Consider the following 25,510-nt stretch of genomic DNA (forward strand, 5'->3'; position numbering starts at 1 on the left):
AAGGCGCCGCGCCAAGACCCGCCCACGCCACCGAAGTGCTCTGCGCGATCGCCCCGTGAGCGCAGTGAACCCTTCGGGTCCGGGCTTTACCCTCACGCGGTTCCCTTGAGCTGGTCGTTGAGCAGCCCGGCCAGCGCGTTCACCACGCGCAGCGTGGGGACCTCGGCGCCGGTGAGATCGGCCAGTTCGACCACCGCGGTGAGGATCGCGTCCAGTTCTAGTTGCTTGCCCTTTTCCAGGTCCTGGAGCATGGACGTCTTGTGCTCACCGGTCCGCTCCGCCCCGGCGAGACGCCGTTCGATGGACACCGCGGGCCGCACGCCCAGCCGTTCCGCGACGTCGAGGGTCTCCCGCATCATCTGCATGACCAGGCCGCGGGTGCCCGGGTGCCGGCAGATCCCCAGCATGGTGGCCCGGGTGAGCGCGCTGATCGGGTTGAACGCGATGTTGCCCATCAGCTTGGTCCAGATGTCCTGCCGCAGCTCGGGTTCCACCGGGCACTTGAGCCCGCCCGCGATCATGGCCTCGGAGAACTCCGTGCAGCGCGCGGAAATGCTGCCGTCCGGCTCGCCGATGGACAGCCGGGTGCCCTCCAGATGCCGGATCTCACCGGGCGCGCAGATCTCGGTCGCGGCGTAGACCACGCACCCGATGGCCCGGTCCACGGGCAGCGCCGCGCTGACCGCACCACCGGGGTCGACGGCTTCCACCCGCCTGTCTTCGTACGGGCCGGGCAGCTTGTGGAAGTACCACCACGGAATCCCGTTCTGGGCCGCGATGATGGACGTGCGCTCGTGCAGCAGGGGCCGCACGAGTGGCCCGGCCGAGGCGTACTGGTTCGCCTTCAGCCCGAGGAACACGTGATCGACCGGGCCGATCTCGCGCGGATCGTCCGTGGCGTTCGGCCGGGCCGTGAAGTCCCCGCGGGGGCTGTGGACCCGCACGCCGGCCCGGCGGACGGCTTCCAGATGCGGACCGCGCGCGATGAGGTGGACCTCGGCTCCCGCCGGGCAGAGGCTGGCGCCGACATACGAGCCGATGGCACCGGCACCGAGAACTGCGACCTTCACGGTGTCTCCCGTCGTCCGCTGAATTGTATGCAATATACGATATGTTGACGGCAATATCCGGATCAACCCTGGACAAGCGACCTGATCAAGGCAACGATGGAGCCCATATCGTATGCAGTATTCGGTAGTCACATCGGTGTGAGGAGTTGACGACGCAGATGGCAGGCGACGGCGAACCCGAACTCATCTCCGGCGGGCATCTGGTGGCCAAGGCGCTCAAGGCGGAGGGGGTCGAAGTCATCTTCACCCTGTGCGGCGGCCACATCATCGACATCTATGACGGCTGCGTGGACGAAGGCATCGACGTGGTGGACGTGCGCCACGAGCAGGTCGCGGCGCACGCGGCCGACGGTTACGCGAGGATCACCGGACGGCCCGGCTGCGCGGTGGTCACCGCCGGGCCAGGCACCACCGACGCGGTCACGGGTGTGGCGAACGCGCTACGCGCGGAAAGCCCGATGCTGCTGATCGGCGGCCAGGGCGCGCTCAGCCAGCACAAGATGGGCTCACTGCAGGACCTGCCGCATGTCGACATGATGGCGCCGATCACCAAGTTCGCCGCGACCGTGCCGAGCACCGAGCGGTGCGCGGACCTGGTCTCCATGGCGTTTCGCGAGTGCTATCTCGGCGCGCCCGGCCCGTCGTTCCTGGAGATTCCGCGGGACGTGCTCGACGCCAAGGTGGCCCTGGATAAGGCGCGCATTCCGAAGGCAGGGGCCTATCGCGCGTCGACCCGCAGCGCCGGCGACCCCGAGGCGATCGAGAAGCTCGCAGATCTGGTGGTACGGGCCGAAAAACCGTGCATCCTGCTCGGCAGTCAGGTATGGACCACGCGGGGCACGGATGCGGCGCTCGAGTTCGTCCGCACCCTCAACGTGCCGGCGTTCATGAACGGCGCCGGGCGCGGCACGCTGCCGCCCGGCGATCCGCACCACCTGCAGTTGGCCCGGCGTTACGCGTTTTCCAACGCGGATCTGATCATCATCGTGGGCACGCCGTTCGACTTCCGCATGGGGTACGGGAAACGGCTGTCCAACACCGCGACGGTCGTGCAGATCGACCTCGACTACCGGACCGTCGGCAAGAACCGCGACATCGACCTCGGCATCGTCGGCGACGCCGGGCTCGTGCTCGCCTCGGTCACGCAGGCGGCCTCCGGCCGGGAGGACAACGGCGCGACGGGACGCAAGCAGTGGCTCGAAGAACTGCGTTCGGTGGAAACCGCCGCCTACGAGAAGCGCCTGCCGCGCCAGCATTCCGACGCGAACCCGATCGACCCCTACCGGCTGGTCCACGAGATCAACGAGTTCCTCACCCCGGACTCGATCTACATCGGCGACGGCGGCGACATCGTGACCTTCTCCGGCCAGGTGATCCAGCCCAAGGCACCGGGCCACTGGATGGACCCCGGTCCGTTGGGGACACTCGGCGTCGGCGTGCCGTTCGTGATGGCGGCCAAGTACGCCCGGCCGGACTCCGAAGTGGTCGCACTCTTCGGCGACGGCGCGTTCAGCCTGACCGGCTGGGACTTCGAGACGCTGGTGCGGTTCAACCTGCCGTTCGTGGGGATCGTCGGCAACAACTCGTCGATGAACCAGATCCGCTACGGCCAGATCCAGAAGTACGGCGCGGACCGCGGCCGTGTCGGCAACACTCTCGGCAACGTGCCTTACGACCAGTTCGCGAAGATGCTCGGCGGCTACGGCGAAGAGGTCCGCGACCCCGCCGACATCGGGCCCGCGCTCCAGCGCGCGCGTGAGTCCGGAAAGCCCGCTCTGATCAACGTTTGGGTCGACCCGGACGTGTACGCGCCGGGAACCATGAACCAGACCATGTACAAGTAGGAGGCTGCCGTGGGTAAGGCGTTGGAAGGCGTACGCGTCCTGGACATGACACATGTCCAATCAGGACCGTCCTGCACGCAGATCCTGGCCTGGCTGGGCGCGGACGTGGTCAAGCTGGAGTCACCAAGCGGCGACATCACCCGCAAGCAGCTACGCGATCTGCCTGATGTGGACAGTCTCTACTTCACGATGCTCAACTGCAACAAGCGGAGCATCACGCTGAACATGAAATCGGACGAGGGAAAGCGGATCTTCACCGAACTGCTCCCCCGCTTCGACATCCTGGCGGAGAACTTCGGTCCCGGCGCCGTGGACCGGATGGGCTTCACCTGGGACCGCCTGCGTGAGATCAACCCCAGGCTGATCTACGCCTCCATCAAGGGTTTCGGCGAAGGTCCCTACACCGACTTCAAGGCATACGAGGTCGTCGCGCAGGCCATGGGCGGCTCGATGAGCACGACCGGGTTCGACGACGGGCCGCCGCTGGCGACCGGGGCGCAGATCGGCGACTCCGGCACCGGAATCCACACCGTGGCCGGGATTCTCGCCGCGCTGTACCAGCGGGAACACACCGGGCGCGGCCAGCGGGTCACCGTCGCCATGCAGCATGCCGTGCTGAACCTCTGCCGCGTCAAGCTGCGCGACCAGCAGCGGCTGACGCACGGGCCGCTCAAGGAGTACCCGAACAAGGAGTTCGGCGACACGGTCCCCCGGTCCGGCAACGCATCCGGCGGTGGTCAACCGGGCTGGGCGGTGCGGTGCGCGCCCGGCGGGCCGAACGACTACATCTACGTGATCGTGCAGCCGGTCGGCTGGGGGCCGATCGCCCGGTTGATCGGCCGTCCCGAACTCGCCGAGGACCCGGAGTGGGCGACCCCGGAGGCGCGGCTGGACAAGCTGGACAAGATGTTCCAGCTGATCGAGGAGTGGAGCATCGGGCACGGCAAGTGGGAGGTGCTCGCCAAGCTCACCGAACACAACATCCCCTGCGGCCCGATCCTGTCCACCAAGGAGATCATCGAGGACTCCTCCCTGGTGGCCAACGAGATGGTGGTCCGCGTGGACCATCCCGAACGGGGCGAGTTCAGCACGGTCGGCTGCCCGATCAAGCTGTCCGACTCGCCGGTCGACGTGCAGCGTTCCCCCTTGCTGGGCGAGCACAACGAGGAAGTGTACGTGCGCGAGCTCGGGCTGGACTCCGATCTCGCGGCTCTGAAGGCGAAGGGGGTCATCTGATGGACAAGGCGGCGGTTCGCAACGTCCTCGACAAGGTGCGCGCGGAAGGGCGGGACGCCCTCACCGCGCCCGAGGGCAAGCGGGTGTGCGACGCCTACGGTATTCCGACGCCGCGTGAGGGTCTGGCGACCACGGCGGACGAGGCCGCGGCGCTGGCCGGGGAGATCGGCGGCCCGGTCGCGTGCAAGATCGTCTCCCCGGGCATCCTGCACAAGACGGAGGCGGGCGGAGTGATCGTCGGCGTCGAGGGCGCCGACGCCGTGCGTGACGCCTTCGACAAGATCATCGCCAACGCCAAGGCCTACGACGCTTCCGCCGAGGTGGTCGGCGTCCAGATCCAGCAGATGCTCTCCGGCGGGCACGAGGTCATCGTCGGGGCCACGACCGACCCGACCTTCGGCAAGGTGGTCGCGTTCGGGCTCGGCGGCGTGCTGGTCGAGGTGCTCAAGGACGTCACGTTCCGGCTGGCACCGGTCGGGACGGCCGAGGCGCGGTCCATGATCGAGGGCATCAGGGCGGCCGAGGTGCTGCGCGGGGTGCGCGGCGCCGAGGCGGTGGACTTCGACGCGCTCGCCGGCGTGATCCACCGTGTGTCCACTTTGGTCACCGACTTCCCGGAGATCCGGGAGTTCGACCTGAACCCGGTGTTCGCCACCGCGACCGGGGCGAGGGCGGCCGACGTCCGGATCCTGGTGCACACCGGGGAGGTGACCGAGCCGGTCCGGCCCCCGCGCGAGGAGATCCTGCGGGTGATGGACCGGATGATGAACCCGCGTGCGGTCGCCGTCATCGGCGCCTCCGACCAGGAGGGCAAGATCGGCAACTCGGTGATGAAGAACCTGATCAACGGCGGCTACGCCGGGAAGATCTACCCGATCAACCCTAAGGCGGACGAGATTCTCGGGCGCACGGCGTATCCGGCGATCGGCGACGTCCCGGGCGACGTCGACGTGGCGGTGTTCGCGATACCGGCCAAGTTCGTGCCCTCGGCGCTGGCGGAATGCGGCCGGAAGGGGGTTCCGGCCGCGGTCCTCATCCCGTCCGGGTTCGCCGAGACCGGCAACCACGAGCTCCAGGAGGAGATCGTCGCGATCGGCCGCCGGCACGGGGTCCGCCTGCTGGGCCCGAACATCTACGGCTACTACTACACACCGCAGCGTCTGTGCGCGACGTTCTGCACACCGTACGACGTGCGCGGCGGGGTGGCGCTGACCTCGCAAAGCGGCGGCATCGGGATGGCCATCCTCGGGTTCAGCCGGACCACGAAGATGGGTGTCTCGGCGATCGTCGGCCTCGGCAACAAGTCCGATGTGGACGAGGACGACCTGCTGACCTTCTTCGAGCAGGACGACAACACCCAGTGTGTCGCGATGCACCTGGAGGATCTCAAGGACGGCCGCGCCTTCGTCGAAGCCGCGCAGCGGATGACGAAGAAGAAGCCGGTGATCGTCCTGAAGGCGGGGCGGACCGCCCTGGGCGCGCGGGCCGCCGGTTCGCACACCGGGGCGCTGGCCGGGGACGACCAGGTCTACGACGACATCCTGCGGCAGGCGGGTGTGGTGCGCGCACCCGGCCTCAACGAGATGCTCGAGTACGCGCGGTCGTTGCCGCTGCTGCCCGCTCCGAAGGGCGAGAACGTGGTGATCATCACCGGGGCCGGTGGCTCCGGGGTGTTGCTGTCGGACGCCTGTGTCGACAATGGACTGTCGCTGATGGATATTCCGCCGGATCTCGACGAGGCGTTCCGGCGGTTCATCCCGCCGTTCGGTGCGGCCGGCAACCCGATCGACATCACCGGGGGCGAGCCGCCGTCGACGTACGAGGCGACGATCCGGCTGGGCCTGGAGGACCCCCGCATTCACGCGCTGATCCTGGGCTACTGGCACACGATCGTCACGCCGCCCATGGTGTTCGCCGAGGTCACCGCGCGCGCGGTGGACCAGGCCAGGGCGAAGGGAATCGACAAGCCGGTGGTCGCCTCGCTCGCCGGAGATACGGAGGTGGAGAAGGCCTGCGAATACCTGTTCGACCACGGCATCGTGGCCTACCCGTACACCACGGAGAAGCCCGTCGCGGTACTCGGCGCGAAGTACCGGTGGGCCCGCGCGGCCGGCCTGCTGACCTAAAACAACTTCCTAGCAGCGAAAAAGCACGAACTCGCTACGGGGTGAAACTCACAGCGGACAACGAAGTCACCGAGTTCGGGAGAAGCTCAGATGAGCACTGCTACCACGAAATACCGGGAGATAACTGATCAAAACGGACGTGTTTACCGGATAGGCGAGTCGCCCCACGACCTCATGGGGCGCTCGCGTTCCTGGATGGTCTGGCTGCCGTGGGTGGCGATGATGGCGGTCAGCGTGTTCGAATACGGCTGGGGTGCCGCGGAGGAAACACTCGAGAAGGCGCACGGCTGGAGCCTGACCAACGCCTTCTGGCTGGCCAGCATCTGGGCGGTGTTCCAGGCCGGCGTGGCGTTCCCGGCCGGAAGGCTCCGCGAGAAGGGCATCGTCTCGGCGCGGACCGCGATGGTGGCCGGCGCGATATTCAGCGGCATCGGCTATTTCAGCATCGCGCACAGTGGAAATCTCGTTGTCGCCTTCATCGGGTATTCGGTGTTCGGCGGCACCGGCGCCGGCCTGGTCTACGCCACCTGCATCAACATGGTCGGTAAGTGGTATCCGGAAAAGCGGGGTGCCAGGACGGGTTTCGTCAACGGCGGTTTCGCCTACGGCACGGTGCCGTTCATCTTCGTGTTCAGCTACCTGTTCCACGAGAGCAACCTCACCCTGGTCCTCGACCTGATCGGCCTGTACATGCTGGTGGTCGTCGCGATCTGCGGGGTGCTGTTCCGGGATCCGCCGAAGAACTGGTGGCCGGCGGAGGTCGACCCGATCGCCTGGACCAGCGGCCAGGGCGGCGGGCAGGCGGCCAGGCGGCTGGCCAAGAACCCGCCCGCGGTGCGGCAGTTCACGCCGAAGGAAGCGATCAGGACCGGCATGCTCCCGTTGATGTGGGTGTGCCTGGTGATCATCGGCGGCGTTTCGCTGTTCGGCATCAACTTCCAGGTGCCGTTCGCGAAGGCCAGCGGGTTCGGCCCGTTCGTCGTCGCCTCCTCGGCGGGCATCCTGTCGGTGGTCAACGGGACGGGCCGCGCGCTCACCGGCTGGCTCTCCGACCACATCGGACGCCGGCAGACCCTGACGCTGGTGCTGCTGATCGCCGCGATCGGCCAGTTCGGCGTGCTCTACGCCGGCAACGCCGAGATCCTGTGGTTGTTCATGATCTTCGCGTTCATCAACGGGTTCGGCAGCGGCGCGTTCTACCCACTGTTCGCCGCGCTCGTGCCCGACTATTTCGGCGAGAACTACAACGCGTCGAACTACGGTCTGGTCTACAGCGCCAAGCTGATCGGTGGCATCGGCGGTGGCGGTCTCGCCGCTGCCGTGGTGGTCGCGTGGGGTTACACCGGCGCCTACGTTCTGGCCGGCTGCATCGCACTGCTGGCCGCGGGCATGACGCTGTTCCTCCGTCAGCCGGGGCGTGGCCAGGTGCGGATGTCACCGCTGACTGCGTCCAGCACCGACGCCGGGGTCGCGCCGTCGACGTGAAACCGGGGATCGGGTGTCTTACCGCGTCGCTACCGCGGCAAGACACCCGGTCACGGGAGGGTCAGCGCTTGTACTGCTCGTGGTAGACCTGCCGGGTCCGTTCGGTGTGCTGGGCCATGATCTTGGCGGCCAGTTCGGCGTCACCCGCGGCGATCGCCTTGATCAGCTCGGCGTGCTCGTTCCACGCGTCGTGGCCGCGCGGCTTGGCGATCGGCCGGTAGTACCACTGGACTCGGCGTTCGACGAGATCGATGTGCTCGGCGAGCACGATATTGCCGGACAGCCTGGTGATCTCCGCGTGCAACGCGGAATTCGCCCGCACCATGTCTTCGGCGTTCTCCGCGGCCAGTGCGTCCAGGCCGGCCTGCTGGAGCTCCCAGAGCCGCTTGACGTCCTCCTCCGTGGCGCCCGCGGCGGCCAGCCGGGCGGAATGGGTCTCCAGTACGGCCCGGACGGACAGGAGCTGGTCGGCCTCTTCCTCGGTGGGCGTGTGCACGAACGCGCCCTGGCCGGGGCGCAGGTCGACCCAGCCGTCGGTTTGCAGGCGCTGCAACGCCTCACGGACCGGCTGGCGGCTGACGCCGAGGTACTCGGCCAGCTCGTTTTCCACCAGGTGCCGTCCGGGTTCCAGGGTGCCGTTGACGATCAGTTCGATGATCGCGTCGTACACTGCCTGCCGCAGCGGAGCCGGTCGCTGCACCCGGCGCGCGGCAGCCGGGGTCAGCGCATTACGTGCGCCACGGCTGGTCGGCGCGGGAAACGGGGCTCGCTGGGTCACCAGCCACTCCTTGTCCAGAGCATCGCTTTCTCACCAACACTGTCCACTTTGCTCCGCCTAGCATACAGGCTTCCGTATGCAAAAACCTCACCTGGCGAGGTGAGCTTCATCAGGCGAGGAGGCGGGGACGGCCGGGCTGCCGGAGAGAACGGAGGAGGATCGCGGCGAACAGCGCGAGCCCCGCGGTCACCAGGAATCCGGCAACCGCACTGAAATAGGCGGCGAAGAGCGCGCCGATGAGGCCACCCGCGGCCTTGGCGCCGTAGAACAGACCGAAGTTCGGCAGACCGAGGCGCTCGCCGAAATGGCTTTCCACCAACGAAGGCAGCAGCGCGTAGCACGCCCCGGAGGCCGCTCCGGCAAGGCATGCACCGGCGAAGAGCACGGCCGGGTCCCGGTCTCCGGCGAGCAACACCAGTTGTGCCACTCCGCCGACCGCCAACGCGGTACGCAGGATCGCGCGACGGCCGAACCGGGCACCCGCCCACCCGGCGGCGCCGCGGGCGAGCCCGCTGGCGAAGGCGAGCGCTCCCATCGCGGCCAGGCCGGCACCGCGCGCGAACACGGCGAGATAGGCGAGGTCGAACAGGCTCACTGCGGCCGCACAGGCCACGACGGTGTACAGCGTCCGTGCTTGGCGGCATCGCACGACCTCTGCCACCGAGTACCGCCGGATCGCTGGGCGGTTGCGGCGCAGACTCGGGTTCACCGTCTTGTCCAGCGCCCACTCCCGCGGGTCGATGTGACCGGGCCACCAGTCCTCCGGCGGGTCGCGCAGCACCACCGCGCTCGCCCCGGCGAGCACCAGCACCGCCAGCCCGGCGACCACGCCCGCCGTGGCGGGGTGGGAAACTCCGCCCGCCACCACCAGAATCGGGATCGAGCCATAGGCGAACGCGCCGCTCACCACGGCGGTTCGCGCGGGCTGCTCGGGATACCACCGCGAGACCACGCTCAGGCACGTGCCGTAGATCAGTCCAGCGCCGATGCCGCCCAGCACCGCATGGTTGACCATGACCACCGTGAAGCTGCCGGTACCACCCAGCGTGAGCAGCCCGGACGCGCACAGCACGGCACCGGCGGCGAGCGTGAAGGCGGGCGCAAGCCGCAACCGTGCGCGCGCCCGCGCGACGGGGTAAAGCGCCGCGCTCTGGCATACCGTCCACACCGCCAGCACCCAGCACCCCTGCTGCCAGCTCCAGCCGTGTGCGGAGACGAAAGACGGGAGCAGGGCACCGTAGCCGTACTGGCCGGCTCCGGCCGCCAGCATCGCAACCCAGGCGGCCCACCGCATCCAGCCGCGCGAACGTCCGAGCAGCTCCCGGTCGCTCTCCCCGACGCGATATCGCCTGCCGTAGAAGTCGCGGACGTCCCGGCGCGTCGCAATCATTCCGGACATACTCACCTCCTGCATACAGTATGTTGTATGCCTAATGGAGGTAACGACCAGAACGCCGAGAGGAGACTTTTCGATAACTTTGTGATCTGCGGCACTGCTCAGTAATTGGGGCAGCTTGTCGCCCGCCTTCGGTCGAGCGTGCGCTGAATGCATGGAAACGCTGGACGCCCAAGACGCCCCGGCCGGCTCGGTTCAGCTGCGCGACCAGGCGGTGCGCATCCAGTTCGCGGCCAGCACGATCGTGGCGATCAACGCGATGATCAGGCCGATGCCCGGCCCCGTGCCAGGCGTGTTCGTGGCGCTGGACGACTGCTGCGACCACACCGCGAGCAGACCGTCCACCGAGGCGAACCAGCCACCCATCGCGCACACCCAGGTCAGCCACCAGCGCCGGGTCGACAGCGCGAGCACCGAGGCCCCCACGCCGAACACGCTGGAGGTGGTGGCGAACAGCTGCGGTACGGCCCCACCCTGACCGAAGAGCACCTGCCAGCCGGTGTGCGGCCCCACCCAGGGCAGCAACTGACCGACCAGCAGCACGAACACCAGCACCGAGATCACGAAGCCCCGGCGGCCGATGTCGACCGTGCGGGCGGCCTTCGACACCACCTCGTCCACATCCGCGGCCAGGCGGGTCAGGTCGGTCCCGTCACCGTTCGTCGAGTGCTCGCTCATCGCTTTCCTCTTCCCACGCGAGTAAGGCACCGTGGTCGCCCTGATTGCCGCGCCTCAACACGCTGCTCGCGCCGCCTGCTGCTGCATTCCGGCCGCTCACGCATCACATCCGTGCGTTGCCGGAAGCGCCGGCGGGGCACCGAAGGCGGGCAGGCCCAGGCTGACCCCGTCGGTCTTCGGTCGCCGCCCGGCTTCCACATTGTCCCCCGCCCCGGTGCGCCGGTGCGACACCAGGTCCCCGTCGGCCACCAGGTGATGCGGGGCGCCGTAGGTGATCACGGCCTCCACGACGTCGCCCGGGCGCACGGACGTCCGTACAGCCGACCCGGTGGGCGTGAAGTGCACCAGCCGGCCGTCGCGGGCGCGCCCGCTCATCCGGTGCGTCTCCGCGTCCTTGCGGCCTTCGCCCGTGGCCACCAGCAGTTCGACCTTGCGGCCGACGAGCTTGCGGTTCTCCTGCCAGGCAATGTCGTTCTGCAGGTCGACCAGCCGGTCGTAACGCTCCTGCACGACCTGCTTGGGCACCTGGCCGTCCATCTCGGCGGCCGGGGTGCCGGGACGTTTGGAGTACTGGAAGGTGAACGCGCTGGAGAACCGGGCCTGGCGCACCACGTCGAGGGTCGCCTCGAAGTCCTCCTCCGTCTCCCCCGGGAAGCCCACGATGATGTCGGTGGTGATGGCCGCCTCCGGCATCGCCGCCCGCACCTTGTCCAGAATGGACAGGAAGCGGGCGGACCGGTAGGAGCGGCGCATCTCGCGAAGCACCCGGTCGGAACCCGACTGCAGCGGCATGTGCAGCTGCGGGCACACGTTGGGAGTCTCGGCCATCGCCTCGATCACGTCGTCGGTGAACGCGGCCGGGTGGGGTGAGGTGAACCGCACCCGCTCCAGGCCGTCGACCGAGCCGCACGCGCGCAGCAGCTTGCCGAAGGCCAGCCGGTCACCGAACTCCACGCCGTAGGAGTTCACGTTCTGGCCCAGCAGGGTCACCTCGAGCACGCCCTCGGCCACCAGCGCCTCGACCTCGGCCAGGATCTCACCGGGCCGGCGGTCACGTTCCTTGCCCCGCAAGGAAGGCACGATGCAGAACGTGCAGGTGTTGTTGCAGCCCACCGAGATCGACACCCAGCCCGAGTAGGCCGAGTCGCGGCGAGCGGGCAGCGTGGACGGGAAGGTTTCCAGCGACTCGAGGATCTCCACCTCGGCCTCGGCGTTGTGCCGGGCGCGTTCCAGCAGCACCGGCAGCGCACCGAGGTTGTGGGTGCCGAACACGACGTCCACCCACGGCGCGCGCTTGACGATGTCGCCACGGTCCTTCTGCGCGAGGCAGCCGCCGACCGCGATCTGCATACCGGGGTTGGCCTCCTTGACCGGGCGCAGGTGGCCGAGGGTGCCGTAGAGCTTGTTGTCCGCGTTCTCCCGCACGGCGCAGGTGTTGAACACGACGACGTCCGGCGTGCTGCCTTCGCCCGCCGGCAGGTAACCCGCCTCCTCCAGCTGTCCCGCGAGCCGTTCGGAGTCGTGCACGTTCATCTGGCAGCCGAAGGTGCGGATCTGGAAGGTTTTGTGAACCCTGTCCTCGCTCATCACGAACAAGGGTAGACCAGCAAAAGCCCCGACCCAGACCTGGACGTCAACCACCGCAGCCCGACGATCACGGCGTTTGGCCGTCTACCGGCGACACCCACGGATCGAGGACGGCAATACCGGTGTCGGCAAAATCCTTCACATTGCGCGTTGCCACGTCCGCGCCGTGGAGACGACAGATCGCGGCGATCTGGGCGTCAGCCACGCTGATCGGCCGGCCTTGGCGTTCACGAGAGACAACGATCTCCGCGTACACCACGGCCGCGTCTGGCGTGAAGGCAAGGACCCGGCCGGCGAAGTCCTCTTCGAGTAGTCCTCGCGCTCTGGACGCCAGGACATTCTTGCGGTCTCCCTCCGGCAGCCGAGCTATGCCATACAGCAACTCCGCCGCGGTGATCGCGGTGAGAAAAACGTGCTCGGCCGGATAACGGTCGACCCAGGCCAGGACATTCCGATCGACCTCCCGACGCATCAGTTCAGACACGACGTTCGTGTCGAGCACGATCATTCAGGAAGCTCCGCGGCTCGTGGGGCCTCGGAGCGAGACGGGATAGGCACGGACACGTCGTCGACATCGCTGAATCGCTGGTGGATACGGCTGCCGATACCCGCGGTGGATGCCGACCCAGTGAGCGCGGCTCTCAGGATCTCCCGAACCTCAGCCTCCATGGACTGACCGTGCCGGGCAGCGCGAACGCGCAGTTCTGCCTTCAACCTGTCGTCGAAGTCGCGAATCGTCAAGGTCGCCATGATCCATCACCTCCACCTCTGCATGCAATGCAGTCAATGCTAGCACGGCAGCATCTATCGAGGCAGCCCGCAGCGGATGGCCGGCGCATCGAGTCGTTAGAGTGACGCGCGACTCGGCGGCGAGGCAGATGACACCTCGATTTCGGTTGGTCCCTTTCGTGGGTATCCAGGCCGGTTTGGGTGTTAGATCGCCGGGTGAACCGCGGGTGATGGAGGCTAGATGACCACAACGACGTCGGCACCGCCCATGATCAGGGCGACGGGCGTGAACAAGTTCTTCGGCGAGCTGCACGTACTAAAGGACATCAACCTCGAGGTGCCACGCGGTCAGGTCGTCGTGGTGCTGGGCCCGTCCGGCTCCGGCAAGTCCACCCTGTGCCGGGCGATCAACCGGCTGGAACCGATCAGCTCCGGCGAGATCGCCGTCGACGGCAAGCCGCTGCCCGCCGAGGGCAAGGCACTGGCCGCCCTGCGCGCCGACGTCGGCATGGTCTTCCAGTCGTTCAACCTGTTCGCCCACAAGACGATCCTGGAGAACGTGACGCTGGCCCCGCAGAAGGTCCGCAAGGTCCCGGCCGAAGAGGCCCGCAAGACCGCAACGGAGCTGCTGGAGCGCGTCGGGATCGCCAACCAGGCAGAGAAATACCCGGCCCAGCTCTCCGGCGGGCAGCAGCAGCGGGCCGCGATCGCCCGCGCGCTGGCCATGCGGCCGAAGGTGATGCTCTTCGACGAGCCGACTTCGGCCCTCGACCCGGAGATGGTCCAGGAGGTGCTGGACACCATGACCGGGCTCGCCGCGGAAGGGATGACCATGCTCGTGGTCACGCACGAGATGGGTTTCGCCCGCCGCGCCGCGGACCGGGTGGTGTTCATGGCCGACGGCGAGATCGTCGAGGATGCCGCCCCGGACGAGTTCTTCACCGCACCGAAATCGGAGCGCGCGAAGGACTTCCTCGGCAAGATCTTGACCCACTAGTTCATCGAGAAATGGGAGTTGTTCATGAGAATCCGCACCCTGGCAGCCGGGCTGCTGGTCGGCGCCCTGGCACTGACAGCCTGCGGAAAGGCGGGCTCGCCCACCGGCGACGCCCAGCAGGGCGGTGATGGCGGGGCGGCCCAGTCGCTCACCTACCCGGTGGCGCAGAACGTCGATGTAGCGGGCTCGGCCACGTTCACCAAGATCAAGAGCAACGGCCTGACCATCGGGGTCAAGGACGACCAGCCAGGCCTCGGCCTGAAGGACCCGACGACCGGCAAGTACACCGGCTTCGACGTGGAGATCGCGAAGATGATCGCCGCGGGTCTCGGCGTCGACGAAAGCAAGATCACCTTCAAGACGGTCGACTCGGGTGCGCGCGAGGCCGCGATCGCCAACGGCGACGTCGACTACTACGTCGGCACCTACACCATCAACGACAAGCGCAAGCAGCAGGTCTCCTTCGCCGGCCCGTACTTCCAGGCCGGTCAGGACCTGCTGGTGCGCAAGGACGACACCTCGATCACCGGGCCGGAGACGCTCAAGGGCAAGAAGGTCTGCTCGGTGACCGGGTCCACGCCCATCCAGCGGGTGCGCGACCAGGGCCTGACGGAGCCGAACAACATCGTCGAGTTCCAGAAGTACTCGCAGTGCGTGGAGAAGCTGGCCACCAAGGAGGTCGACGCGCTCACCACGGACGACGCGATCCTCAAGGGTTACGCCGCCCAGGAGCCGGACACGCTGAAGGTCGTCGGCAAGACGTTCTCGCAGGAGCCCTACGGCATCGGCCTGAACAAGGACGACTCGGCGCTGCGCAACAAGATCGACGACCTGCTCCAGGCCGCCCTTGACGACGGGACCTGGCAGAAGATCTACGACGCCACCCTCGGCAAGTCCGGTTCCGCCGCGACGAAGCCGACCATCCAGCGGTACTGACCCGGTTCGGGGCCGGCGGGCGTGATCACGCCCGCCGGCCCCTGTATTTCCCCTGTATCCCTCTGCGGGGAGAGTGCGAATGAATGTCCTACTCGACAACCTGGACCTCTACGGTCCGTTCTTCCTCACCACGATCGAGCTCTTCCTGCTCGCCGGCGTGGCGAGCCTGATCTTCGGCACCTTCCTGGCCATGCTGCGGGTGAGCCCGGTGCCGGTGTTCCGCGTAGTCGGCACCGTGTACGTGACGATCGTGCGTAACACCCCGCTGACTCTGGTGTTCGCCTTCCTGGTGTTCGCCTACCCGCTGCTCGAGATCCTTCAGCTCAGCTACTTCACCGCCGCCGTGGTTTCGCTGACGCTCTACACGTCGGCGTTCATCTGCGAGGTCGTGCGGTCCGGGATCAACACGGTGCCGGTCGGCCAGGCCGAAGCGGCCCGTGCCCTCGGGTTGAACTTCACCCAGGTGATCGGCCAGATCGTGCTGCCGCAGGCGGTGCGCTCGGTGGTGCCGCCGCTGATGAGCACGCTGATCGCGTTGCTGAAGAACACCACCATCGCAGCCGGTTTCTCCGTGGCCGAGGCCGGCGCGATCCGCCAGTACCTGTCCGAGCGTGGCTACAACCAGCTGGTCGGGCTGCTGTGGGTGGCGCTCGGTTTCATCATCGTGGTCACGATCCTTTCGCTGCTGCAGCGCAGCCTGGAGAAGCGCTGGAAGGTGGCTCGATGAGCAACGTGCTGTTCGACATTCCCGGGCCGCGGGCCCGGGTCCGGTACCGGCTGTTCGCGGTGCTCGGCGTCGTTGTGGTCCTTGCGCTCGTCGCCTACGTCGTCTACCGCTTCTACGACAGCGGCCAGTTCGCCGGGAGGAAGTGGGAGTGGCTGCAGTACGCCCAGGTCCAGACCGACCTGGCGAACGCCCTGCTGGCCACGCTGGAGGCCTTCGCCCTGGGCGCCGTGCTGGCGCTGGTGTTCGGCGCGCTGTTCGCCGCCGGGCGGCTGTCCGACCGCGCCTGGCTGCGCGGCGTTTCGACCGCGGTGGTCGAGTTCTTCCGCGCCATCCCGCTGCTGATCCTGATGTTCCTGTTCTTCTACGGCGGTCCCGCGATCGGCATCTCGATGTCGCCGTTCCTCGCCGTCGTGCTGGGGCTCACCCTGTACAACGGCTCGGTGCTGGCCGAGGTGTTCCGGGCGGGCATCCTCGCGCTGCCCAGGGGCCAGCAGGAAGCGGCGTACGCGCTGGGCATGCGCAAGACGCAGGTGATGTTCCTCGTCCTGATCCCGCAGGCGGTACGGTCGATGCTCCCGACCATCGTCAGCCAGCTGGTGGTGTTGCTGAAGGACACCGCGCTCGGCTTCCTGGTGACCTACCAGGAGCTGCTGTACTACGCGCGTTTCATCGGCTCGCAAGGACTGTTCGGACGGCCGATCGTGTCGTCGACGATCGTGATCGCGGCGATGTACATCACGCTGTGCCTGCTGCTCACCGCCCTCGCGCACTTCCTGGAACGGCGGCAGCGCCGGTCCAAGAAGCGCCTGGACGTCGACCGTAAGGTCGGCGAGGCCGCCCTGGAGGCGGAGGTCGTCTGAGAGATGGGCGTGTCCCCGCCAGTACTGGCGGGGACTCCAAGCCCGGCCGCATCAGCGACGCCGACGGTGGAACCGGGGCCAATGCGCCTTTCGGCGAACGCGCTGCGGAAGACGGTGGTGGAAAACGACCGTCACTTACGGCGGAACAGCTTCGAGCCGAGCCAGACGATCGGGTCATAGCGCTTGTCGACGACCCGTTCCTTCATCGGAATCAGTGCGTTGTCGGTGATGTGGATGCCCTCGGGACACACCTCGGTGCAGCACTTGGTGATGTTGCAGAAACCGAGACCGTGCTCGGATTGTGCGGCATCACGCCGGTCGGCCACGTCGAGTGGATGCATCTCCAGTTCAGCGATCCGCATAAGGTACCGCGGGCCCGCGAAGTTCTGCTTGTTCTCCTCGTGATCACGCACCACGTGGCAGGTGTTCTGGCACAGGAAGCATTCGATGCACTTGCGGAACTCCTGGGAGCGTTCCACGTCCACCTGCTGCATCCGGTACTCGCCGGGCTCGAGACCGGCCGGTGGCGTGAACGACGGGATCTCGCGGGCCTTGGTGTAGTTGAACGACACGTCGGTGACCAGGTCCCGGATCACCGGGAAGGTCCGCATCGGCGTGACCGTGACGACCTCGTCCTCGCCGAAGGTCGACATCCGGGTCATGCACATCAGCCGCGGCCGTCCGTTGATCTCCGCCGAGCACGACCCGCACTTGCCGGCCTTGCAGTTCCAGCGCACGGCCAGGTCCGGCGCCTGCGTCGCCTGCAGCCGGTGGATGATGTCGAGGACGACCTCGCCCTCGTTCACCTCGACCGTGTAGTCGCGCAACTCGCCGGAATCGGCGTCGCCGCGCCACACCCGGAAGTTCGCCTTGTAACTCACGCTTGCCTCCAGTGCTCCGCGAGACACCCTCCCCGGCTGCGGCGGAAAAGCGTGCCGCAGCGGGGGCCCAACGTGGCCGGCGCGCACGAGCAGGCGCCACGATGGTCACTCATGCCTGCCTCCCCGGGTGCCCGGCGAGTTCCTCGCCCGTGTAGTACTTCTCGAGTTCGTTGAGTTCGAACAGTTCGAGCAGATCCTCACGCATCGGCTTCTGGTCCTCCGGCGTCACGGTGACGTCCTCACCGTCCACGGTGCACACCAGAAGCCTGTTACGCCAATGCGAATCCATTTGCGGGTGGTCGTCGCGGGTGTGGCCGCCCCGGCTTTCCGTACGCATCAGTGCCGCCCGTGCCACGCACTCGCTGACCACCAGCATGTTCCGCAGGTCGAGTGCCAGGTGCCAACCGGGGTTGAACTGCCGGTGCCCCTCGACCGTCACGTTGCGCATCCGCTTCTTGAGCTCTGCGAGCTTCTCCAGCGCCCGCTCCATCTCCTCGGCCTTGCGGATGATGCCGACCAGGTCGTTCATCGTTTGCTGCAGTTCGCTGTGCAGGGTGTAGGGATTCTCCTCGACCCCGTCGGAAGGCGGGTCGAACGGAACCAGCGCCGCCCGCGCCGCGGCGTCCACATCGGACTGCGACACCGCCGGCCGCCGGTCGAGCGATTCCAGATAAGATGCCGCGCCCAGACCGGCCCGCCGGCCGAACACCAGCAGGTCCGACAGCGAGTTGCCGCCGAGCCGGTTGGACCCGTGCATCCCGCCCGAGCACTCACCGGCCGCGAACAGGCCGGGCACCGTGGCGGACCCGGTGTCCGGATCGACCTCGATGCCACCCATCACGTAATGGCAGGTCGGCCCGACCTCCATCGGCTCGGCGGTGATGTCCACGTCGGCCAGTTCCTTGAACTGGTGGTACATCGACGGCAGGCGTTTCTTGATCTCCTCGGCGGTGAGCCTGCTCGCGATGTCCAGGAACACCCCGCCGTGCGGCGAGCCACGACCCGCCTTGACCTCCGCGTTGATCGCGCGCGCGACCTCGTCCCGCGGTAGCAGGTCCGGGGTGCGCCGGTTCTTCTCCTGGTCGGTGTACCAGCGGTCGGCTTCGTCCTCGCTTTCGGCGTACTGCCCCTTGAACACGTCTGGGACGTAGGAAAACATGAACCGCTTGCCCTCGGAGTTCTTGAGCACCCCGCCGTCGCCACGCACGCCCTCGGTGACCAGGATGCCCTTCACGCTCGGCGGCCAGACCATCCCGGTCGGGTGGAACTGCACGAACTCCATGTTGATCAGCGTGGCACCGGCCCGCAGCGCCAGCGCGTGCCCGTCACCGGTGTACTCCCACGAGTTGGAGGTCACCTTGAACGACTTGCCGATGCCGCCGGTCGCCATCACCACGGCCGGTGTCTCGAACAGGACGAACCTGCCGCTCTCACGCCAGTACCCGAACGCGCCGGCGATCCGGCGCTGCCCGCCGGAATCCTCCGTCAACAGCTCGGTGATCGTGCATTCGGCGAAGACCTTCAGCTTCGCCTCGTAGTCGCCGTATTTCCGGAAGTCCTCCTGCTGCAGCGAAACGATCTTCTGCTGCATGGTGCGGATCAGCTCCAGGCCGGTCCGGTCGCCGACGTGCGCCAGGCGGGGATAGGTGTGGCCGCCGAAGTTACGCTGGCTGATCCGCCCGTCCGGGGTGCGGTCGAACAGCGCGCCGTAGGTCTCCAGCTCCCAGACCCGCTCCGGGGCCTCCTTGGCGTGCAGTTCGGCCATCCGCCAGTTGTTGAGGAACTTCCCGCCACGCATGGTGTCGCGGAAATGCACCTGCCAGTTGTCGTTGGCGTTGACGTTGCCCATCGACGCGGCGCAGCCGCCCTCGGCCATGACCGTGTGCGCCTTGCCGAACAGCGACTTGCACACCACCGCGACCGACAGGCCCCGCTGCCTGGCTTCGATGACCGCACGGAGTCCGGCGCCCCCGGCACCGATCACCACGACGTCGTAGTTGTGCCGTTCTACCTCGGTCATCCAGCTGTCACCTTCAATTGTCTCGTCAATTCACGAAACGCGGATCGGGGAACACGCCGCTCGATACCAGCATCACATACAGGTCGGTGAGGACCAGTGTGCCGAGGGTGATCCAGGCGAGCAGCATGTGCCGGTTGTTGAGTTTCGTGATCTGTGTCCACATCCAGTACCGCACCGGATGCCGGGAGAAATGCTTGAGCCGACCGCCGGTGATGTGCCGGCAGGAATGGCAGGACAGCGTGTACGCCCAGAGCATGATCACGTTGCCGAGCAGGATGAGGTTGCCCAGGCCGAACCCGAAGCCGCCCGTCCTGCCATGGAAGGCCACGATCGCGTCGTAGGTGTTGATCACCGAGACGATCGCGGCCACATAGAAGAAATAGCGGTGCACGTTCTGCACGATCAGCGGCAGCCGCGTTTCCCCGGTGTATTTCGCATGCGGTTCGGCGACGGCGCAGGCCGGCGGCGAGAACCACACGGAACGGTAATAAGCCTTCCGGTAGTAGTAGCAGGTGATCCGGAAGCCCAGTAGGAACGGCAACGCGATGAACCCCAGCGGGATGAAACCGGGCAGGTCGCCGATCGGCGTGCCGAAATGACTCGACCCGGGCACGCAGGAGGTCGAAATGCAGGGTGAGTAGAACGGCGTCAGGTAGTGGTATTCGGGGACCCAGTACGCGGTCCGGACGAACGCCCGGACCCCCGCGTAGATGACGAAGGCCGACAGGCCCACGACGGTGAGCACCGGCTGCAGCCACCAGCGGTCGGTGCGGAGAGTCCGGGCGTCGATGCGCGCGCGGCCGGCGGCCCCGACACCGTTACCGGTGTCGTCCGCGGCCGGCGAGGTCGCTGGGGCGCTCACCGAAGGTCACGGCGGTAGCCACCGACACCTTCGTCATCTGCTCCACGCCAGAGCAGCGGGTCATACGGCTTGTCGGGGATCTTCACAATGTCCGAGCGATCGACCGGCGTGGGTTGCGTCGGGATCGGCTCGAAGTCGCCTGCGTCGATGTCCAGCCGATCGACGTCGTTGGCGAGCCTGCGCACCGCGGACTGGTCGCCGTAACGGGACCGCAGCGCGCCTACGCAGCGTCGCAGCTGACCGATGGTCCGGCGAAGCTCCGCGAGTTCGGCGTTGGTGGACATCGCGCACCTCCACGTGTTCGTCGGCTAGGGCCCTCACTAGGGACTCTGCCGCTTCTTGGTGTGGTGTGACAAGTAGCACACGCCAGGATGTTGTCGTGATCGAGGTCACCTTTAACGGCATTCTTAATCGATTCTGCCGAGGTCGGCTCCGGCGATTAGTGTGCTCAGCGTCACGACCGGCGCCAGTGCCGTCGTCGTACGCCCTGAGCCGACGCGGTAAACCATGCTGGTTCCGGAGTGCGCCCCCGACTTCGTGAGGAGTTGATCGTGCAGCACGAGTTGCTGGATCTGTCTCCGGTGATTCCGGTCGTCGTGCTCGACGACGCGACCGACGCGGTGCCCGTCGCGCGCGCCCTGCGAGCGGGCGGGATCGGAGTCATCGAGCTGACGCTACGCACGCCGGCCGCCCTCGACGCGATCCGGCGGGTCTCGGCGGAGGTACCGGACATCGTGGTCGGTGCCGGCACGGTCACCACCCCCGGCCAGGCGAAACAAGCCGCCGACGCGGGCGCTTCCTTCCTGGTGACGCCCGGGTCCACCGACCGGGTGCTGGACGCCTGTTTCGACACCGGCCTGCCGTTCCTGCCCGGTGCCGGCACCGTCTCCGAGGCGATGCGGCTCGCCGAGCGTGGACTCACCGCGCTCAAGTTCTTCCCCGCCGAAGCCGCCGGCGGCCTCGCCTACCTCAAGGCGGTCGCCGGACCGCTGCCGCAGCTGCGGTTCTGCCCGACCGGCGGCATCACGCCGGAGAATGCCCCGAGCTACCTCGCCCTGCCCACGGTCGGCTGCGTCGGCGGTTCCTGGCTGACGCCCGGGGACGCGTTGTCCGCCGGGGACTTCGCGCGTGTGGAGTCTCTCGCACGGCAGGCGGCCGCACTCGCCTGACCGTGGCGGCGGCAGCCGACCAGCCGCGAAGGTCGGCAGGCTCCGCCCGGACACACTATGCTCTGGCTCACGGGCGCCCAGCCCCTTCACGGCAGTCGTGGGCAGGGAGACCATCGTGCGATGGGACTGGTTCACCGATCCCGGCTACTGGGCTTCCCGGCTTGCCTTCCAGCGGATGCTCGCCGCGATCTACCTGGTCGCCTTCCTGGTCGCAGCGAACCAGTTCCGCGCGCTGATCGGTGCGGACGGCTTGCTACCGGTGCCCAGGTTCGTTCGCCGCGTGCCGTTTCGCCGGTCGCCGAGCGTGTTCCACCTGCACTACTCGGACCGCTTCTTCGCTGCAGTCACCTACACCGGAGCCGCCGTGTCGGCCGCGCTGATGTTCGGCGCGTTCGACTCGACGCCGGTGTGGGCGGGGATGCTTGCTTGGGCGGTGCCCTGGGTGCTCTATGAGTCGATCGTCAACGTCGGCCAGGCCTGGTACGGGTTCGGCTGGGAAACCCTCCTGCTGGAGGCCGGTTTCCTGGCGATCTTCCTGGGGCCCGCGAACACCGCGCCGCCGACTCTGGTGCTGTGGTTGCTGCTGTGGCTGCTGTTCCGGGTCGAGTTCGGCGCCGGCTTGATCAAGATGCGTGGGGACGCGTGCTGGCGCGACCTCACCTGCCTGTACTACCACCACGAGACCCAGCCGATGCCCGGCCCGTTGAGCTGGTACTTCCATCACCTCCCGAAGCCGCTGCACAAGATCGAGGCAGTGGCGAGCCACTTCACGCAGTTGGTCCTGCCGTTCGTGTTGTTCGCCCCGCAACCGGCCGCGAGCATCGCCGCCGCATGCATGATCGTGACCCAGTGCTGGTTGGTGGCCAGCGGGAACTTCTCCTGGCTCAACTTCCTCACCATCACGCTCGCGGTGTCCGCTTTGGACACTTCGGTGCTGCGGATCCAGCCACCACCGCTCGCCGAGCTCCCGAGTTGGCATCGTGGGCTGGTCATCGCGGTGACCGCGCTGATCGTGATCCTCAGCTACCGGCCCGCACGCAACCTGGTGTCACGACGGCAACTGATGAACTTCAGCTTCGACCGCCTCCATCTGGTGAACACCTACGGCGCTTTCGGTGCGGTCACGAAGATCCGGCACGAAGTGATCATCGAGGGCATCGATGACCCCGAACCGGCTCCGCAGACCGTGTGGCGTGAATACGAGTTCAAGGGCAAGCCCGGTGACCCCACCCGCCGGCCCCCGCAGGTGGCCCCGTACCACCTACGGCTCGATTGGATGATGTGGTTCGTTTCCCTTTCTCCCCGGTATGGGCAGTCGTGGCTCCCGGCCCTGGCCGAGAAGCTGCTGAAGGCCGATCGCAAGACGCTCAAGCTGCTCCGCCGCGATCCCTTCGACGGGGCGCGGCCCACGTTCGTGCGCGCCCGGATCTTCCGCTACCGCTTCACGACCCGGCAGGAACGGCGGGAAACCGGCGCCTGGTGGGTGCGCGAGCCGGTGGGCATGGTGCTCAGAACGGGCAGGCTCGGTGTGGACGGAACCGTGCAGCCTGTCCGCGACAGCTGAACGGCAGTGCGAACGAGATTTCGTTCAGTCCGTAGGAACGTCGTCGTCCAGGAGGGTCGCGTCGGCGCCCGCGTTCTTTAGTTCGTCACGGACGACGGCGTAGGCGAGGCCCTGCGGGTACCCCTTGCGGGCGAGGGTGCCGAGCAGCCGCCGGGTGGCGGCCTGCTCGTCAAGCCCCGTCATGGACCTCAACCGCTTGCGTACGAGTTCCCGGGCACGCTGCTCCTCGGTTTCCCGGTCGATCTCCCCCGCCGCCCGTGCGGCGACCTCACCGTCGACCCCCTTGCGCTTCAGTTCCGCGACCAGGGCAGTCCTGGCCAGCCCCTGATGGGTGTGACGTGAGCGCACCCACTGCTCGGCGAAGGCGCCATCGTCCACCAGCTTCGCGTCATCCAGCTTGCCGAGCAGGGTTTCCCGGAGCTCCTCGTCGAATCCCTTGCGGCGCAACGCCTGCCGAAGTTCTTCCTTGGTGCGCGGGCGGGCGGCCAACAGGTCGAAGCAGATCTCCTTGGCTTTCTTCCAGGCCTCGTCCGGAGAGAGCTCCGCGGGATCAACTTTCGCCACGGTCGTTACCACCGAACAATCTGTTCATGCTCGTTCCTTCGCGAGTTTGCGCGCGACCGCGACCGGGTCGACAGGGCGCTGCCGACGAACTCCGGTCACGTCGTCTTCAACGCCGCCCTGGCTCCCCGCCGGCAAGGGGGTCTGGGGGCTTGCCCCCAGCCGGGGTGTGGGGGCCGAGCCCCCACAAGACACAGCCCTGGCGGCGGCGCGCTCTGCGGTCGCTCTTGCCGGCCGCGACTTGACACAAAGGGGGTCATGCACCCTCCATGCGGCACCGGCCGATCAGAAGTCGACCGGGGCCGGGGTGCCCTCCTCGGCGTCCAGTTGCGCTCCGATGCCGAGCTTTTCCTTGATCCGCTTCTCGATCTCGTTGGCGATGTCGGGGTTTTCGCGCAGGAACCTCCGCGCATTCTCCTTGCCCTGGCCGAGCTGATCGCCCTCGTAGGTGTACCAGGCGCCGGACTTACGCAGGATGCCCTGGTCCACACCCATGTCGATCAGTGAACCCTCGCGGGACACACCCTGGCCGTAGAGAATGTCGAACTCGGCCTGCTTGAACGGTGGCGCGACCTTGTTCTTCACCACCTTGACCCGGGTGCGGTTACCGACCGCATCCCCACTGTCCTTGAGCGTCTCGATCCGCCGGACGTCCAGCCGGACCGAGGCGTAGAACTTCAGCGCCTTGCCACCGGTCGTCGTCTCCGGGCTTCCGAACATCACGCCGACCTTCTCGCGCAACTGGTTGATGAAGATCGCGGTGGTGCCGGAGTTGCTGAGCGCGCCGGTGATCTTGCGCAGCGCCTGGCTCATCAGGCGGGCCTGCAGACCCACGTGCGAGTCACCCATCTCGCCCTCGATCTCGGCCCGGGGCACCAGGGCCGCGACCGAGTCGATCACGAGGATGTCCAGCGCGCCGGAGCGGATCAGCATGTCCGCGATCTCCAGCGCCTGTTCACCGGTGTCCGGCTGGGAGACCAGCAGCGCGTCGGTGTCCACACCGAGCGCCTTGGCGTACTCCGGGTCGAGCGCGTGCTCGGCATCGATGAAGGCCGCGATGCCGCCCGCCTTCTGCGCGCTCGCCACGGCGTGCAGGGCGACGGTGGTCTTACCGGAGGACTCCGGTCCGTAGATCTCGACAATGCGGCCACGCGGGTAGCCGCCGATGCCGAGGGCGATGTCGAGGGCGATGGCTCCGGTCGGGATGACCGCGATCGGCGCGCGGCCCTCGTCGCCGAGCCGCATCACCGAGCCTTTGCCGTGCTGCTTTTCGATCTGGGCCAGGGCAAGCTCGAGGGCCTTGTCCCGGTCGGGTGCTGCGGGCATGAAATCCACCTCGCTGGTCAGAGCCTGTAGGGCTGGTTACCGGTCTTGAGCTGTCGGCCCGACGCTACGGGCGGGGTACGACAATTCCGGACGCCTCCGGCGGCCGGCCCGGGATCGCCGACACCCACACCATAGACGAACACGTGTTCGAGGCAAGTAGTGACACGCCTTTGCGGCAAGATTTTTCCGCCCCGGCTACCGGCGCTCGGCGGGCACGTCGAAGGCCACGCAGACCTCCCGCCAGATCTCCTTCGCCGGGATTCCCGCCGCCAGCGCCTGGTCGACGGTGCGGCCGCCCAGCCCGCTGAGCACGTGGTCCTTGGCCAGTACCTCGGCCCGGCCGGGGCCGAACTCCTCGGCCATCAACCTGCGGAAAACGGTGATACGCATCGAGGACAAGACTAGCCGCCGCACGCTCCGGACCCGGTGGGCCACCCGTTGCGACGGCGGGCCCACCACGACCCACGTACCGTGAAGGCATGTTCGCCCAAGAAGTGCCGGCCTGGGGTTCCACGGCGCTCACCGTGGTCTCCATCGCGGTACTGGTTTCCGCGCTGGTGGTGGCGCTGCGGGCGCTGTGGAACTTCCGCAACCGGAAGTAACCGCCCGCCCGGCCGGCCGGCCGGCCGGATGGCCTGCTCGACGCGGCCGGAAGGCTGGCCTGCGCCCGGTTGCCGC

General features: G+C 67.5%; 25 protein-coding genes. 11 read left to right on the plus strand and 14 right to left on the minus strand.

The genetic code is table 11. The features are described 5' to 3' along the window. Positions 1-92 precede the first annotated feature (92 nt). A complete protein-coding gene (locus tag A3CU_RS0116110; RefSeq protein ID WP_027943179.1) occupies positions 93-1,070 on the minus strand; it encodes a 2-dehydropantoate 2-reductase in 978 nt (325 codons plus the stop codon). Between the two features lie 158 nt (positions 1,071-1,228). Between A3CU_RS0116110 and A3CU_RS0116115 the strand changes: the two genes are divergently transcribed. The 4 genes from A3CU_RS0116115 (at position 1,229) to A3CU_RS0116130 (ending at position 7,761) form a co-directional block, all read left to right on the plus strand. After that, positions 1,229-2,914, plus strand: coding sequence for a thiamine pyrophosphate-binding protein (locus tag A3CU_RS0116115; RefSeq protein ID WP_027943180.1), 1,686 nt, complete (start codon positions 1,229-1,231; stop codon positions 2,912-2,914). Positions 2,915-2,923: 9 nt separating this feature from the next. Then, on the plus strand, positions 2,924-4,150 hold the full coding sequence (gene frc / locus A3CU_RS0116120) for a formyl-CoA transferase (protein ID WP_027943181.1): 1,227 nt from the start codon (positions 2,924-2,926) through the stop codon (positions 4,148-4,150). Beyond that, positions 4,150-6,276, plus strand: coding sequence for an acetate--CoA ligase family protein (locus tag A3CU_RS0116125; RefSeq protein WP_425388251.1), 2,127 nt, complete (start codon positions 4,150-4,152; stop codon positions 6,274-6,276). The genes frc and A3CU_RS0116125 overlap by 1 nt, the downstream gene beginning before the upstream one ends. 90 nt (positions 6,277-6,366) lie before the next feature. Then, the gene (locus A3CU_RS0116130; protein WP_027943183.1) at positions 6,367-7,761 is read left to right on the plus strand and encodes an OFA family MFS transporter; all 1,395 of its coding nucleotides are present in this window, start codon (positions 6,367-6,369) and stop codon (positions 7,759-7,761) included. Between the two features lie 61 nt (positions 7,762-7,822). Here A3CU_RS0116130 and A3CU_RS0116135 read toward each other — a convergent pair whose 3' ends face one another. The 6 genes from A3CU_RS0116135 to A3CU_RS55625 form a co-directional block, all read right to left on the minus strand. Continuing rightward, the gene (locus tag A3CU_RS0116135) at positions 7,823-8,542 is read right to left on the minus strand and encodes a GntR family transcriptional regulator (RefSeq protein ID WP_027943184.1); all 720 of its coding nucleotides are present in this window, start codon (positions 8,540-8,542) and stop codon (positions 7,823-7,825) included. A 106-nt stretch (positions 8,543-8,648) separates the two neighbouring features. Beyond that, positions 8,649-9,938: an MFS transporter gene (locus tag A3CU_RS0116140; RefSeq protein WP_043841308.1), complete on the minus strand. Its 1,290-nt coding sequence runs from the start codon at positions 9,936-9,938 to the stop codon at positions 8,649-8,651. A 192-nt stretch (positions 9,939-10,130) separates the two neighbouring features. Beyond that, positions 10,131-10,613: an Rv2732c family membrane protein gene (locus A3CU_RS0116145; RefSeq protein WP_027943186.1), complete on the minus strand. Its 483-nt coding sequence runs from the start codon at positions 10,611-10,613 to the stop codon at positions 10,131-10,133. A 96-nt stretch (positions 10,614-10,709) separates the two neighbouring features. Continuing rightward, a complete protein-coding gene (gene miaB / locus A3CU_RS0116150; protein ID WP_027943187.1) occupies positions 10,710-12,200 on the minus strand; it encodes a tRNA (N6-isopentenyl adenosine(37)-C2)-methylthiotransferase MiaB in 1,491 nt (496 codons plus the stop codon). A gap of 67 nt (positions 12,201-12,267) precedes the next feature. Next, positions 12,268-12,708: a type II toxin-antitoxin system VapC family toxin gene (locus A3CU_RS0116155; protein ID WP_027943188.1), complete on the minus strand. Its 441-nt coding sequence runs from the start codon at positions 12,706-12,708 to the stop codon at positions 12,268-12,270. Then, the gene (locus A3CU_RS55625; protein WP_027943189.1) at positions 12,705-12,950 is read right to left on the minus strand and encodes a FitA-like ribbon-helix-helix domain-containing protein; all 246 of its coding nucleotides are present in this window, start codon (positions 12,948-12,950) and stop codon (positions 12,705-12,707) included. The genes A3CU_RS0116155 and A3CU_RS55625 overlap by 4 nt, the downstream gene beginning before the upstream one ends. A gap of 247 nt (positions 12,951-13,197) precedes the next feature. Between A3CU_RS55625 and A3CU_RS0116165 the strand changes: the two genes are divergently transcribed. From A3CU_RS0116165 to A3CU_RS0116180, 4 genes are all read left to right on the plus strand, one after another. After that, positions 13,198-13,926 (plus strand): amino acid ABC transporter ATP-binding protein, encoded by a 729-nt coding sequence (locus A3CU_RS0116165; protein ID WP_211246437.1) that lies wholly within the window; start codon positions 13,198-13,200, stop codon positions 13,924-13,926. Between the two features lie 24 nt (positions 13,927-13,950). Continuing rightward, the gene (locus A3CU_RS0116170) at positions 13,951-14,862 is read left to right on the plus strand and encodes a glutamate ABC transporter substrate-binding protein (protein WP_027943191.1); all 912 of its coding nucleotides are present in this window, start codon (positions 13,951-13,953) and stop codon (positions 14,860-14,862) included. Positions 14,863-14,941: 79 nt separating this feature from the next. Continuing rightward, positions 14,942-15,589 carry an amino acid ABC transporter permease gene (locus tag A3CU_RS0116175; protein ID WP_027943192.1) on the plus strand — a complete coding sequence of 216 codons (648 nt, stop codon included), beginning with the start codon at positions 14,942-14,944 and terminating at the stop codon, positions 15,587-15,589. Beyond that, complete coding sequence (locus A3CU_RS0116180; protein WP_027943193.1) at positions 15,586-16,449, plus strand: amino acid ABC transporter permease; 864 nt, start codon at positions 15,586-15,588, stop codon at positions 16,447-16,449. Before A3CU_RS0116175 ends, A3CU_RS0116180 begins: the two co-directional genes overlap by 4 nt. Before the next feature lie 131 nt (positions 16,450-16,580). Here the strand turns inward: A3CU_RS0116180 and A3CU_RS0116185 are convergent, their stop codons facing one another. The 4 genes from A3CU_RS0116185 to A3CU_RS0116200 form a co-directional block, all read right to left on the minus strand. Beyond that, complete coding sequence (locus tag A3CU_RS0116185) at positions 16,581-17,330, minus strand: succinate dehydrogenase/fumarate reductase iron-sulfur subunit (protein WP_027943194.1); 750 nt, start codon at positions 17,328-17,330, stop codon at positions 16,581-16,583. Positions 17,331-17,439: 109 nt separating this feature from the next. Beyond that, positions 17,440-19,350, minus strand: a complete 1,911-nt coding sequence (locus A3CU_RS0116190) for a fumarate reductase/succinate dehydrogenase flavoprotein subunit (RefSeq protein ID WP_027943195.1) — start codon at positions 19,348-19,350, stop codon at positions 17,440-17,442. A gap of 25 nt (positions 19,351-19,375) precedes the next feature. Continuing rightward, positions 19,376-20,212, minus strand: a complete 837-nt coding sequence (locus tag A3CU_RS0116195; protein WP_027943196.1) for a hypothetical protein — start codon at positions 20,210-20,212, stop codon at positions 19,376-19,378. Then, a complete protein-coding gene (locus A3CU_RS0116200; RefSeq protein ID WP_027943197.1) occupies positions 20,209-20,496 on the minus strand; it encodes a hypothetical protein in 288 nt (95 codons plus the stop codon). The genes A3CU_RS0116195 and A3CU_RS0116200 overlap by 4 nt, the downstream gene beginning before the upstream one ends. 267 nt (positions 20,497-20,763) lie before the next feature. Here A3CU_RS0116200 and A3CU_RS0116210 point away from each other — a divergent pair, with 267 nt between their 5' ends. Continuing rightward, positions 20,764-21,381 (plus strand): bifunctional 4-hydroxy-2-oxoglutarate aldolase/2-dehydro-3-deoxy-phosphogluconate aldolase, encoded by a 618-nt coding sequence (locus A3CU_RS0116210; protein ID WP_425388252.1) that lies wholly within the window; start codon positions 20,764-20,766, stop codon positions 21,379-21,381. 115 nt (positions 21,382-21,496) lie between these two features. Then, positions 21,497-22,945 carry a lipase maturation factor family protein gene (locus tag A3CU_RS0116215; protein WP_027943199.1) on the plus strand — a complete coding sequence of 483 codons (1,449 nt, stop codon included), beginning with the start codon at positions 21,497-21,499 and terminating at the stop codon, positions 22,943-22,945. A gap of 24 nt (positions 22,946-22,969) precedes the next feature. Here the strand turns inward: A3CU_RS0116215 and A3CU_RS0116220 are convergent, their stop codons facing one another. The 3 genes from A3CU_RS0116220 to A3CU_RS0116230 all read right to left on the minus strand — a co-directional run bounded on the left by A3CU_RS0116220 (position 22,970) and on the right by A3CU_RS0116230 (position 25,222). Continuing rightward, positions 22,970-23,509, minus strand: coding sequence for a regulatory protein RecX (locus A3CU_RS0116220; RefSeq protein ID WP_027943200.1), 540 nt, complete (start codon positions 23,507-23,509; stop codon positions 22,970-22,972). Positions 23,510-23,791: 282 nt separating this feature from the next. Further along, complete coding sequence (gene recA, locus A3CU_RS0116225) at positions 23,792-24,832, minus strand: recombinase RecA (protein ID WP_027943201.1); 1,041 nt, start codon at positions 24,830-24,832, stop codon at positions 23,792-23,794. Between the two features lie 195 nt (positions 24,833-25,027). After that, positions 25,028-25,222, minus strand: a complete 195-nt coding sequence (locus A3CU_RS0116230) for a DUF3046 domain-containing protein (protein ID WP_027943202.1) — start codon at positions 25,220-25,222, stop codon at positions 25,028-25,030. A gap of 89 nt (positions 25,223-25,311) precedes the next feature. On the opposite strand from A3CU_RS0116230, the gene A3CU_RS55130 reads away from it, so the two are divergent. After that, a complete protein-coding gene (locus A3CU_RS55130; RefSeq protein WP_281174120.1) occupies positions 25,312-25,434 on the plus strand; it encodes a hypothetical protein in 123 nt (40 codons plus the stop codon). Positions 25,435-25,510 lie beyond the last annotated feature (76 nt).

The organism is Amycolatopsis taiwanensis DSM 45107 (genome assembly GCF_000519205.1).
Classification (GTDB): domain Bacteria; phylum Actinomycetota; class Actinomycetes; order Mycobacteriales; family Pseudonocardiaceae; genus Amycolatopsis_E; species Amycolatopsis_E taiwanensis.